This is a genomic window from uncultured Lactobacillus sp., assembly GCF_946477725.1.
Classification (GTDB): Bacteria; Bacillota; Bacilli; order Lactobacillales; family Lactobacillaceae; genus Lactobacillus.
Genome location: NZ_CAMKZC010000018.1, coordinates 14620 through 27046, shown reverse-complemented (window position 1 = coordinate 27046; position 12427 = coordinate 14620). Strand labels below are relative to the sequence as shown.

The 12427-nt window shown below is 37.0% G+C and carries 14 protein-coding genes; 5 read left to right on the top strand and 9 right to left on the bottom strand.

Annotated elements, in window-relative coordinates; all coding sequences use genetic code 11:
* Window positions 1–61 precede the first annotated feature (61 nt).
* Entirely contained in the window at window positions 62–523 is a 462-nt protein-coding gene (locus Q0R51_RS07175) for a hypothetical protein (protein ID WP_294757697.1), read from the top strand.
* A gap of 3 nt (window positions 524–526) precedes the next feature.
* On the opposite strand, the gene Q0R51_RS07170 is transcribed toward Q0R51_RS07175, so the two are convergent.
* Both Q0R51_RS07170 and recX read right to left on the bottom strand, forming a co-directional pair.
* Entirely contained in the window at window positions 527–1006 is a 480-nt protein-coding gene (locus Q0R51_RS07170) for a hypothetical protein (protein ID WP_294757696.1), read from the bottom strand.
* Window positions 1007–1014: 8 nt separating this feature from the next.
* Window positions 1015–1830 (bottom strand): recombination regulator RecX, encoded by an 816-nt coding sequence (gene recX, locus Q0R51_RS07165; RefSeq protein ID WP_294757695.1) that lies wholly within the window; start codon window positions 1828–1830, stop codon window positions 1015–1017.
* A 124-nt stretch (window positions 1831–1954) separates the two neighbouring features.
* Here recX and rlmD point away from each other — a divergent pair, with 124 nt between their 5' ends.
* Window positions 1955–3331, top strand: a complete 1377-nt coding sequence (gene rlmD / locus Q0R51_RS07160; protein ID WP_294757694.1) for a 23S rRNA (uracil(1939)-C(5))-methyltransferase RlmD — start codon at window positions 1955–1957, stop codon at window positions 3329–3331.
* Between the two features lie 239 nt (window positions 3332–3570).
* Here rlmD and Q0R51_RS07155 read toward each other — a convergent pair whose 3' ends face one another.
* Complete coding sequence (locus tag Q0R51_RS07155) at window positions 3571–4527, bottom strand: alpha/beta hydrolase (RefSeq protein ID WP_294757693.1); 957 nt, start codon at window positions 4525–4527, stop codon at window positions 3571–3573.
* 72 nt (window positions 4528–4599) lie between these two features.
* Between Q0R51_RS07155 and Q0R51_RS07150 the strand changes: the two genes are divergently transcribed.
* On the top strand, window positions 4600–4884 hold the full coding sequence (locus Q0R51_RS07150; protein WP_294757692.1) for a hypothetical protein: 285 nt from the start codon (window positions 4600–4602) through the stop codon (window positions 4882–4884).
* A gap of 36 nt (window positions 4885–4920) precedes the next feature.
* Here the strand turns inward: Q0R51_RS07150 and Q0R51_RS07145 are convergent, their stop codons facing one another.
* The 6 genes from Q0R51_RS07145 to map form a co-directional block, all read right to left on the bottom strand.
* Window positions 4921–6084, bottom strand: a complete 1164-nt coding sequence (locus Q0R51_RS07145) for a hydroxymethylglutaryl-CoA synthase (protein ID WP_294757691.1) — start codon at window positions 6082–6084, stop codon at window positions 4921–4923.
* Entirely contained in the window at window positions 6068–7294 is a 1227-nt protein-coding gene (locus Q0R51_RS07140; RefSeq protein ID WP_294757690.1) for a hydroxymethylglutaryl-CoA reductase, degradative, read from the bottom strand. Before Q0R51_RS07140 ends, Q0R51_RS07145 begins: the two co-directional genes overlap by 17 nt.
* Window positions 7295–8443: a thiolase family protein gene (locus tag Q0R51_RS07135; protein ID WP_294757689.1), complete on the bottom strand. Its 1149-nt coding sequence runs from the start codon at window positions 8441–8443 to the stop codon at window positions 7295–7297. It abuts the gene before it with no gap.
* A gap of 147 nt (window positions 8444–8590) precedes the next feature.
* A complete protein-coding gene (galU, locus tag Q0R51_RS07130) occupies window positions 8591–9484 on the bottom strand; it encodes a UTP--glucose-1-phosphate uridylyltransferase GalU (protein ID WP_294757688.1) in 894 nt (297 codons plus the stop codon).
* Window positions 9485–9549: 65 nt separating this feature from the next.
* Entirely contained in the window at window positions 9550–10467 is a 918-nt protein-coding gene (locus tag Q0R51_RS07125; protein ID WP_294757687.1) for a YihY/virulence factor BrkB family protein, read from the bottom strand.
* 5 nt (window positions 10468–10472) lie between these two features.
* Entirely contained in the window at window positions 10473–11300 is an 828-nt protein-coding gene (map, locus tag Q0R51_RS07120; RefSeq protein WP_294757686.1) for a type I methionyl aminopeptidase, read from the bottom strand.
* Between the two features lie 137 nt (window positions 11301–11437).
* Between map and Q0R51_RS07115 the strand changes: the two genes are divergently transcribed.
* Entirely contained in the window at window positions 11438–11884 is a 447-nt protein-coding gene (locus tag Q0R51_RS07115; protein ID WP_294757685.1) for a flavodoxin, read from the top strand.
* Between the two features lie 34 nt (window positions 11885–11918).
* Window positions 11919–12410: a GtrA family protein gene (locus Q0R51_RS07110; RefSeq protein ID WP_294757700.1), complete on the top strand. Its 492-nt coding sequence runs from the start codon at window positions 11919–11921 to the stop codon at window positions 12408–12410.
* Window positions 12411–12427: the final 17 nt, after the last annotated feature.

Here is a 12427-nt window from a genome sequence, read left to right as displayed (position 1 = left end):
AACATTATATCATGTACGCACACAATATGTTAGAATAGCACGTAAGAAATGAGGTTACCCCATGAAAAAAAGTCATGTCATACTTGTTTTTACATTCTTACTGTTAATTCCTTATCTGTGCAGTCTGACCATTATTGGTATTGGCTACGATGCATTAGTTTTGCATTCAGCTGATCTTTTCCGTACCACCATTGGCGCTATTGTTGGTGCTTTAATTATGTCTGCCATCAAAGCTACAATTCAAAGACCAGTTGATTTATTAGCGGTTGAAATAGACGACGGTTTATTAAAGCAGTTATTGCGTTTTTTCAGTATTAGAAGACGCTATTTTTTACAAATTGCTAATGTCATCTTAGATTTTATTCTTTGTTTTGCTGCCACTTTTGTGGTTCGTGAATTTCTAACACTTGATCAAATTGTGGGTAAATCTGTTGGAATTGTGATGCTGGTTATGCTTTTATCAACTTGCCTTGGCGCTTACGTTGAGTATGACAACCTGTCAATTGATCCCAAACAACATTAATTATTAATGACTGTCCTCAAGATATAACTCTTGGGTCAGTTTTTTTGTGTCAAAATTTAAGGTTTGCACAATATAAGGTGTTAAACTATCACCAGGATTTTGGTAAATTTTAATCCCTTCATCTGCAACTGCAGCTAAAAACTGCGATATAGCGATGTTTAATGGCTGACTAAAAAAGGAAATATTTTGATTGTCTTTTTCTTTAATTGCCACTTGGGCTTCAGGCAAAACAAATTTCATTAAGCCTTTTGGAACATCAATATCATTTGCTGCAATTACGCCGTACCAATACATAAAATTTTCCGGACCAAAAACAACCATATTGCTCCGAGAATCAGTTAAATTATTCTTAGTGATAAAATCCTGAAAAACCTGATTTTGTTCCATTTCCATGTTTGATTCATTAAAGGTTTTCTGTTCGTCCATCAATTGATCAGGAAAAGGACGACCAACAAAAGTTACTTTTTTCTGTAGTTTTTTCATAATTGCTCCTAATATTCTGCCAACTCATCTAAAGGAATTATCTCACCAGCTAGAAAAGCATCAATTTCATTACTGGCAAATCCGTGTGTAAATAAGTAATTACGTATTTTTTGCTGTCTCTCATTTTCTGATAAGCGGCGAAACCGCTTATAGGCTTTGATCCCCTGTTTTTTTAATGCTGCGATTTGGTCTTCATCGTTTTGCGGTAAATCAATTTGAGCGGCTATCGTACTGGCAAGTGTGCTGGAAAAGCCATGACTCAATAATTTACTAGTCTTTTTGCGTTCCAGTTCGCGCCGCGCCAATTTGCCCACTTTACTTTTCATTGATTTAAGCACTCTCTTACCTGCATCCAGCCAGTCATCATCAGCTATTGCCATTAATGCATTATCAATTATTTCAGGATCAATTCCTTTTTGTCTCAACTTATTGCTGACACTAAGTGGACCATCAGTACCAATACGCAAGTTTTGTGTAATCACTAACTGTGCATACTTAGTATCATCTAAAAACCCCATTTCTGTCAGTTGACTGACAGCGGCTTGTGCAGAGTCATTATCAATGCCATGTTTATTAAGATATTGTAAAACTTCATAAACAGTTCTGGGTTCATAACTTAAATAATTAGATGCAATATTGGTAGCCTTGGCGTCTTGATCAAATTGCTTAATTTCAGTAATTTGTTCTTCAGTCAGTTCTTGCCCTTTTAAAAGCATGAATTCAGCCACAGTTTGCTCAGCAGCAGAAAAAGAATACTTACCATCTAAAAAGATATTAAATCTTCCGGGTCTTTTTTGACTGCTTACTTTAGTAATAATTGGCATAACAATTTTCACCTTTCTAGTGCTTAACTCCATGCTAGCAAATTTTGTTTAATCTTGCTAAATACTTTTTTCAGGGAGTACAATAAATTGTTAACATTTACTATTTTATTGTAGAAAGAAAACTATGTACAAGAAATTTAATCAAAATAAACCAAAAGACAAGGATATTATTATCACAATTAAAAGACTGGGCATTAATGGCGAAGGAATCGGCTATTATCGCAAAAAAATAATTTTTATTCCAGGTGCCTTGCCCAAAGAAGTGGTCGTTGCCAAAATCATCAAAGAATATCCCCGTTACATTGATGCAGAACTAGTCCGCATTAAAGAAAAAAGTCCAGACAGAGTAGCATTCCCGTCTAAAGTTAATCCGGCAATAGGTGGGCTGGAACTTGCTCATTTAGCTTATCCCAAGCAACTTGAATTCAAACGGGACAACGTTCTTGAAGCTTTGAAAAAATTTCATCCTCGGGGATACAGTAAGTATAAGGTTAAAAAAACCATTGCGGCTCCAGAGGAATGGCATTATCGTAATAAAGCGCAATACCAAATTGAACAGTCTCATGGTCAGATCAGTTTGGGTCTTTTTGCACCTAACTCGCACGAGCTGTTTGATTTACCTGTTATGCCAACGCAAAACCAAGCCACTCAAGATACTGAACGCAAAATCAAAAGCTTAGTAGAAAAATTGCACGTTAAAATTGCGGATCCTTACCGCCATTTTGATGGTCTAAAAACAATTGTGGTGCGTCAAGCATATGCTACTCATGAAATACAAGTAACTTTAATTACAATTGGCCGCAACATCAAAAATTTAGAGCAGCTTGCCGAACAAGTTTTACGCCTGCCAGACGTGGTCAGTGTCTATCAAAATGAAACTGACTGGCGTAACCCCCAGGTTTGGGGGAACAAAACAGTTAGGCTGGCTGGAAAAAATCAGATAACTGATGAAATTTTGGGCAAAAAGTTTGCATTATCACCGCGAGCATTTTTCCAATTGAACCCAGTTCAAACTATTACGTTATATTCAAAAGCACTTAAATTTTTAGATTTAACACCAACTGAAACTCTAATAGATGCATATAGTGGCGTAGGTACGCTCGGAATCTTAGCCGCTGATCAGGTTAAACAAGTTATTGGCATTGAAACTATCCCCGAAGCAGTCGAAGATGCTAATCATAACGTAGAACTGAATCATATTAAAAATGCTAATTACATTCAGGGAAGCGTGGAAAAGATTCTACCAGAATTAGTCCAAAATGGTATTCCCATTGATGCTTTGATTGTTGACCCACCGCGAACGGGACTTGCAAAAAGCTTAATCAAAACCATACTAAGAGTAAAACCTAAAACTTTTGTATACATTTCTTGCAACCCCTCTACTTTGGCACAAGACTTAGTTCTTCTGAGCGAAGCATATAATGTCAGACTAATTGAGAATGTAGATATGTTGCCTCAAACTCCAAGGTGTGAATGCGTTGTAAAATTAACTTTAAGGTAAAAAATAGTTGTCACTTGCTGTGACAACTATTTTTTTGTGGGTCAGGTGTAGATTAAAAACTTTTCAGTTTAGATGAAAAATTTCACAGATATAAACATACAAAAATCGAATTTTTTCGCGATAAACTTGTTTTTAAAGATTCAATAACAAACATATTATGGAGATAGAAATTTTGTCAACCTTAACCACAATTCTATAATATCAGACTTATGTAAGCGCTAGCAAATATAATGCACGACCTACCTAACATATTTAGCTAAAAATGCTGCAACACGTCTTTTGTATTCTTGGGGATGCTTTGCAAAAGACTTGGCATGTTTAGCTTTAGGAGCAACCCATATTTCCTTTGGCCCTTTGGTAGCTTTATAATTAGGGTAGACCATCTTGGTTGGAACAAAATTATCTTGACTACCGTGAATAAAGAGCATGGGCTTGTGATTCTTATGCAATTGCTGCACGCTGGACGCATTACCCATAAAATAGCCAACTTTGATCTTATTAATGCCGCTCAGAATTTCAACTAAAGGAAAGCGCAGAAAAGCGGGCATATTGTACAGAACCCCTGCTTCGCGTTCGATTTCGTCTTTAACACTAGTATAGCCGCAGTCTTCAATAAATGCTTTAACTTGGTGAGGCAATTTCAGCCCACTAGTCATCATGGCAGTTGCTGCACCCATACTCAAGCCATAAACCACAATTTGCTGCTGATTACCTTTTGTCTGTAATAAGTAAGAAATCCACTTTTTCACATCATTTTTTTCCGGCCAGCCATAGCCAATATAATGCCCTTCACTGTGTCCCTGTGCTCTTGGATCCGGCGTCAGAGTATTGTAGCCTAATTCGTGAAACAAGGCATCATATTCTCCCATGTCCTCTTTAGTATCCATGTATCCTGGTAAAACTACGGCAGTTTTGTGCGAATTTTTATAAGGAATAAAGTTTGCTTCTAATTTAAACTTTTCATCAGCTGATTCAATGTGCCATTTTTGTTTAGCCGCAGCTTTAAACCACTTTTTTTCATGGTAAAGGGGATCAGATTTTTTGAGAACCTTACTTGAAGAGCTTAAAAAACTCTTTTTGCCAGGAACACAAGCCACTCTAAAGAAATAGTAACCTGCCCCGGTAAATATTAAAAATACTAATAAAATAATAATAATTGATGAAAGCCACAACTTTTTATGCTTTAATTTTTTCAATTAGTTAAGCCATCCTCACTAAAAATAATATCTTATAGTATAACATTTTTAATTTGTATAGGAAAAAGAAAAATGAGATTAACAGATTTTTTACAATTAACTAATGACTTAAACAATCAAACCAGCTTTTATTTAACTATTGCTCATAAAAATGTTCCGTTGGCAAAAGTAAAAATTACCAGTACGGCTTGCCTATTTTTTCCCGGCAAAAAACCATTAATCAAAAGCAAATTCAGCAGTTTAGTAAAAAATATTCATGGTCGCAGTATTCCACTATATATTAGTTATCAAAAAGAAAAAATTGCCGTTTACGGTATTCAAATTTTACCTGACCAAAATGCAGTCAGATTAACCTAAAAAATGCCGCTTTTAGCGGCATTTTTATTTGTTTAGCTATTTTTTGCGATATTGACGGATATGGTTTTCAGTTCCGGCGAAGTACCAAGTGCCACTCTGTTCATCACTTGTAAGTTTTAAACCATCTTGCGGGTTTTGCAAAGCTTGATTGAAGATTTGCTCATATTCTGAAATAGTTAACTTTTGTCTTCGAGCAATCATTTCTTGATCTGCTGTTTGGTTTAAAGCTTTACCATAGTCCTCGCATATTTGACCAGAATAAAATTCTGCCATAGCACCTGAACCATATGAAAACAAACCCACCTTTGCATTCGCAGGCAACTGAGCATTTTCCAACAAGCTCAAAAAGCTTAAGTATAAAGATGCAGTATAAATATTACCAATTTGTTTACTATAACAAGCACTTGCAGCAAAATTATCGGCTAGACGCTTTTTAGTTTCATCATCTTGCTTCTCAATTGCCAACTGGTTGGCCTTAAAGCCCATTTTGACAAAGGGCAAGTGATAAAGAAGAGCGGTGAAATCACTGGCTTTTAAACCCGTTTGTTTCTGATAATCAGTAAATGTGTGCCTGAAAAAGTCGAGGTAAACATCTTTGGAATATTTACCATCAACCAGGGCGACTGCAGAATCGTTGGGACGCCAAAAATCATTGATATCAGCACTATAGGCGCTGTGACCAGCACTTAAAGTCATTATTTGCGGGGCAGCTTTAACTAATACACTGATGCTGCCTGCACCCTGAGTTACTTCACCACCAGTATTAATACCATAACGAGCAATATCCGCTCCAATCACAATCGCGCTGTGATTGGGGTGCAAGCGTACATAATCACGAGCAATCATAATGCCTGCTGTCATGCCAAAACATGCTTCTTTTACTTCAAAAGTTCGCACATTTGGAGGCAAGTTTAATGCTGTTTTGATGAAAAGCGAAGCAGATTTGGATTGATCGACTCCGCTTTCTGTTCCCACTATTAATAAACCGACATTTTTACGTTCAATATGATCCAAATACCTTAATGTCGCGTTAATTCCCATTGACACAGCATCCTGGGTTTGATCAGCTACACTCATTTTTTGCTGTCCAATTCCAATCAGAAATTTATTGGGATCTTCATTACGAGCATAGGCTAAATCCACCATATCGACATATTTGTTAGGCGTATAAAAACCAATTTGATCAATTCCGACTTGCATTGTTTTCCTTCCTAATTTCCTTTAAAAAATCTTGTGCTGCTGTTTGACTATAAATTTTGCTATTAATTAGCATCTGCAATACTTTTTTCTTTTCAGGAGAAGTTGCATCCAAATTAGCAACAATATTTCTGGCCTGCAGCTTCATATGCCCCTTTTGAATTCCTTTAGTGGCAATTGCCAACAAGGCGGCAAGATTGTTAGCCAATCCAATCGCAGCAATAATGTTCGCGAGTTCTTGACTAGTGATCTTTTCTCCTAATATCCGATAGTTTTGTTTGACATCTTTTCTGGATTTAATCGATCCACCGACAACACCAATTGGTAAAGGAAGACTGAGCTTTCCTAGCAGTTTTTCATCTTGCACAAACCATTCACTAAGACTGGTGTACGAACCACTTTTTGCTGACCAAACGCTGCAGGCAGCTTCAACTGCGCGAGTATCATTACCGGTAGCAAGCAATACTGCCTCAACACCGTTCATAATCCCCTTGTTATTCGTAACAGCTCTCATAGGATCAGTTTGACCAATCTTACTAAGCAACGCAATTTTTCGTGCAGTTTCTATTCCACCAATTATCTTTACTGGTATTTCTGCTTTTACCTTAGTTATTTGACTGGGATAGTTTGATAAAATAGCAAATAATTTTTGCTTGATGCCCGAAAAAACAGCTAACTGCCCAGCCATATACTCTAAAATAGAATTTACCCTATTGGCGCCCATCGACTCTGCAGGATCAACCAGCACTTTCAAAAAAATTAAATCTTTTTCTTGGTTAGCAGTAATAGTTTTTACCCCACCACCACGCTTGACTAAACTAGCATATTCATTATTTGCTTGTTCGATTAATTCAGGAAAGAAATCTTGTAATTTAGCTATTTTAAAATCAGCAGCAGCTTGTAAAACAATTTGACCCCATATGCCATTGCGTTGACTAAAAGCGGTAAAACCGCCAGCTTCTGTCACAATCTTTGCGCCATTATTTGCAGCAGCAACCACTGATGGTTCTTCCGTAGACAGTGGCACTTGGTAATCTTGGCCATTAACCAGCACATTCTGCACCAAACCAACTGGAAGTCGCAATTGACCTATTACATTTTCACTCAATAAGTCAAGTTCACGCAAAACCTGGTCATCAATTTCATCCAGTTTAATGCCATGTTCCTGCAGTAATGCCCTTCTTTTTGCAGGCGTTAATTCATAAAACTTCATTTAAATTCTCTCAATCTCACATGCAATTGCCTGACCTCCTCCGATGCAAAGAGTAACCAAAGCGTTTTGGCCATTAATATGATTCATAATGTTAATTGCCGTTCCGACCAAGCGAGTACCTGTAGCTGCCAGAGGGTGGCCTAAAGCAATGGCACCACCAAAAATATTTAACTTTGCTGGTGGAATCTGTAATTTCTGCGTTAAAACCACACTGGGTGCAGCAAAAGCTTCATTGACTTCAATTACATCATAATCATTAATTGTCTTGTTAGTTTTTTGCAATAGCTTTTCTACAGCATAGTATGGTGCTATTCCCATATAAGCGGGATCATTTCCTGATTCTGCAAATGCACCTAATCGTGCAAGAGGACGCAAATTCAGCTCTGCTACTTTTTCTTTTGTTGCTAAAATAATCATGCTGGCGCCGTCACTTAGAGGAGAAGAATTACCGGCAGTAACATTACCATTCTCTTTAAAGACCGGCTTTAGTTTACTAAGCGCTGCTAAATTAGTATCCGGGCGAATATTTTCATCCTGCTGAATAATCTTGCCATTTATTTCAACGTTAATCATTTCATCTTTAAAAAAATCCTGTTGGACAATTTCCGTTGCCTTACGGTGTGAAGCTAAACTGTACTCATCCATTTCTTGGCGGGTTACACCGTATTTTTCAGCTACATTTTCTGCTGTAAGTCCCATATGTGTGCCTGAAAAAGCATCAGTCAGACCATTTTGCAGCATTTCACTTTCAAAATCGGGCTTTTCTTTGCTTTCGGTCAGGTAAACAGCATTAGACATACTCTCGGCACCGCCAACTGCGACCAGATCAAAATCACCCATTTCCATCTGTCCTTGTGCCAGGCGAAGAGCTTTCAAACTCGAGCCACAAACTTCATTAATTGTTACGCTGCTACTTTGGGGACTCATACCAGTATTCAAGGCAACTTGGCGAGCCATGTTTTGTCCTAAACTTGCACCTAATACGTTGCCCATGAACAGGGCATCAAGGCTATCTGCATTTAAATTAATACTTTTCAACGTTTCCCTTAATACAATTTCACCTAGATCGATAGCACTTTTTTCAGCCCATAAACCATGATAACGACCAAAAGGTGTTCTTTTAGCTGCAACAATATATATCTCTTTCATTTTATCTATCCTCCAGCAAAAAGTTCCAAGCAGCATGATACAAAAATTTTCTACCCGAAGACAGTGATTAGCCCGACATTAAGAAAAATTTTATATAAAAAAAGCCATTAGTTAATGGCTTTTATAATTATTAAAAATGTTAATTGGCTATTTTTGTGATTGTTCTCCCAATTTTTTACCTAAGTTAATAATATATTTACGCAGAGCGTCTTTAGTTTCGGGATGTTTAAGACCGTAAATAATCGAAGTTTCAAGGTAACTTAGCTTGTTACCAACATCATAGCGATCGCCGTTAAAAACATGGGCAAGTACACGCTGAGTTTTATTCATAGTATTAATAGCATCTGTTAACTGAATTTCGCCACTCTTATCAGGTTTTTGCTCCGCCAGTATCGGAAAAATTTCAGGAGTTAACAGATAGCGGCCAATGATTGCATAGTCACTTGGTGCCTGATCAATTGCCGGCTTTTCCACAAAAGACTTAACGTTAATCAAGCCAGGCTTAATCTCAGTATCAGGCTCTATTATGCCATACTTATAAACCTCTTTATGAGGAACTGGCATAACAGCGATGGTAGAAGCACTAGTTTCATTATAGCGATCAATCAGTTGTTTAGTTAAGGGTACTTTATCCATCATCAAGTCATCACCAAGCATTACCACAAAAGGTTCATTACCCACAAAACTGCGGCCACGAGCAATCGCGTCACCCAAGCCAGCAGGATATGGCTGACGCGTGTAGTAAATGTTAATACCCAAATGTGTAATTTCCTGCGACATTTTGAGCAGACCCGTTTTACCCTTTTCTTGTAAATTCTGTTCAAGTTCAGGATTTGAATCAAAATGATCTTCAATAGACCGCTTATTTTTACCAGTGACAATTAAGATGTCCTCAATACCGGACTTTTTGGCTTCTTCAACAATGAATTGAATTGTAGGTTTGTCTACGATAGGCAACATTTCCTTCGGCATTGCTTTAGTTACCGGCATAAACCTCGTACCAAGACCTGCTGCAGGAATAATTGCTTTTCTAACTTTCATACCTTTTACACTTTCTATAAAAACATAAAACTAATATACCAAAATAAAGTCCGTTGTGCCAATTTTTACCGGTTACGCTTTCTTTGAATATATTCTGCTAAGCGCCCTACCGAGTAATGAACTTCTCCGTATTTTATGGTCGCAATTGCAGCATTCACACAAGTCCCCAGTAAAAAGAGAATTGATGAGATATTAAGCCACAGCATAAAGATGATGAAAGTACCAATAATACCGTAGTTTTCCCAGCTGATACGAAAATGATGCAAATAAAAGCCAAAAAGCCAAGACAATACAATCCAACCAAATAAGGTAGTAAAAACGCCAGGCCAAATAACCTTTTTCTTCAATCTAATATTGGGTAAAAAAGAATTCAGATAATACAAAGAGCCGATCATGGTAATAATTATGACGGGATAACGGTAACTAAAGATTTTTTCAATTTCACCAACAGAAAAAGAGAAAATTGGTCGTAAAAATTCTAAAACTTGCTGGCCAAAAATAAGCGTCAAATTGAGTAAAGCAAAAACAATAATCATTATGTTAGTTAACATAATAGTAATTGAGCGTGTCCAGACGGTAATTTGCCATTTTTGTTTCAATTCAACAGCGCGTACACCATATATCCGGTTCATTCCGATTCTAATTGCGTTTACCAAAGAAGACACCGACCATAACGCCAAGATAATACCAAATGAAATGTAACCTGTTGACTTACTTTTCAATAATGAGTTAATTATCGGCATGATAAATTTAGCAATTTTATCTGGGAAAATTAACTTCAAGTAACTGGCTATGGGATCAGTGTCAATATGAAATAAAGGCAAAATATTTCCGATAATGATTATAAAAGGAAATATGGAAAACAAAATGTAGTATGCAATCGCAATCGCACTGGTCAAAACTTCTCCCTGAGAAAATTTTACGGAGACCGTTTTATAAAATAAAAAAGAGCGTTTCCTGATTGCCTCAGCTTTTTTACTCATGCACTTTAATCATCCATTTCGTCAAAATGTGGCAAATATTTTTCATAACCATCATATGGCTTTTGCAAAGTCAAAATTTTAGGACCATCTTTAGTAATGGCAAATGTATGTTCAAACTGTGCCGATTTTGAACCATCAGGAGTAGCATAAAATACCCAATCATCCTTTGGATCAGGAACGCTTTTTTCAATAATCCGCCAATCTCCACCAGCTTCAACCATCGGTTCACAGGTAATAGTCATCCCTTCGCGCAAACGCAAACCATGACCGGCTTTTCCCCAATGTGGTACTTCGGGATCTTCGTGAATACTTGGTTGAATACCATGGCCTACTAATTCTTTAACATCACCATAATGATGCTCATCCTCTACAAAATGTTGAATAGCGGCTCCGATATCTCCAATCCTGTTTCCTAAGACAGCCTGATCGATCCCTAAATACATAGCCTTTTTGGTAGTTTCCATCAAATCTTGATCTGCTTGAGAAATTTTTCCTACTGGATAAGTCGTGCAAGAATCTGTTTCAAAGCCGTTTAAATTGCAGGTAACATCAACCTTGACCAGGTCACCCTCTTTTAAAACGGTATCTTTGCGTGGAGTAGCATGGGCAATCTGATCGTTAACAGAAATACACGTACCGTATTTATAGCCTTCAAATCCCTGCTCTGACAAGCGACCGCCACGGCTGTTGACAAAATCTTGGCAAAATTCTTCAATTACCCAGGTAGTAATTCCAGGCTTAATCACGTCACGCAAGCCTTCAAACATAGACGCTAATAAGCGACCTGAGGCTTGCATGCCTTTAAGTTCTCTAACAGATTTAATCGTAATCAAATTTAAATTCCCCTCTGTAAAATGTTATTTGATTACATTATAGCGTTTTTTAAAACTTTACTAAAGAATTTCATTAAGTGCACAAAATTAGGTATAATGTTTTGGTGAATCAGTTTTGTGTGAAAGGTATGAGCAAAATGAAGGCTAGAATTGTCTATGCAAGTATGACAGGGAATGATGCTGATATGGCAGATATACTGGAAGAAGATCTCCAAGATTATGGTTTTGAGGTTGAAACCAGCGAAGCCGAATTTACCGATGCGAGTGACTATTTGGCGGCTGATTTGTGTATTTTTGTCACCTATACTTATGGTGAAGGCACCATGACCGATGAAATTGCTGATTTTTACGACCAATTGAAAGAATTAGATTTATCTGGAAAATATTTTGCGGTGATGGGAAGCGGCGATAAAGTATATACCGGTCATTTTTGCGAAAATGTTTTTGATTTTGAAAAAATATTCAAGCAGGTGGGTGCTAAAGAACTTACTAAGCCTGTAACAATCGAAAATGCGCCAGACGATGATGACATCACCGCAATTGATAATGCAGCTAAGGAAATGGCTGATCAACTAAATGGTTAAGAACAAAAAATTGGATTCGCAAAAATTTGACTCAATGTCTGACCCCAAAATTCATCATTTAGCACAAAACCTAGTTAAAAGACACCGCAACCTATTTGTTTATATGGTTTTTGGCTTTATTGCTGCTCTTATCAATACTGTTGTATTCATGGTTTTACATAAGTGGTGGCATAGCGTTGTTTTAGTCTCTAATACAATTGCGTTTATTATTTCTAACCTTGCTTCTTTTGTATTTAACCAAAAAGCGGTATTCATTAATAATGTTGATGAAGAACATTCAACCTGGCAAAAATTAATTGTCTTTTTTACTTACAGAATCATTAGCCTTATCCCTGACAGCTTAATAATGCTTGTTGGACTATCGTGGCTTCATTTAGATGCCCTCTTAGTAAAAATCGTTGACCAAATTTTAGTTGGTGTTTTCAATTACCTCACTACCAGATCAGTTTTTCAAGCACAAGAAACAACTATGATTACGCGGGCTAAAGAAAAAATCAAAGCACGTAAAGAAAAAAATAATAAATAAAGCCAAGAAAATTATTT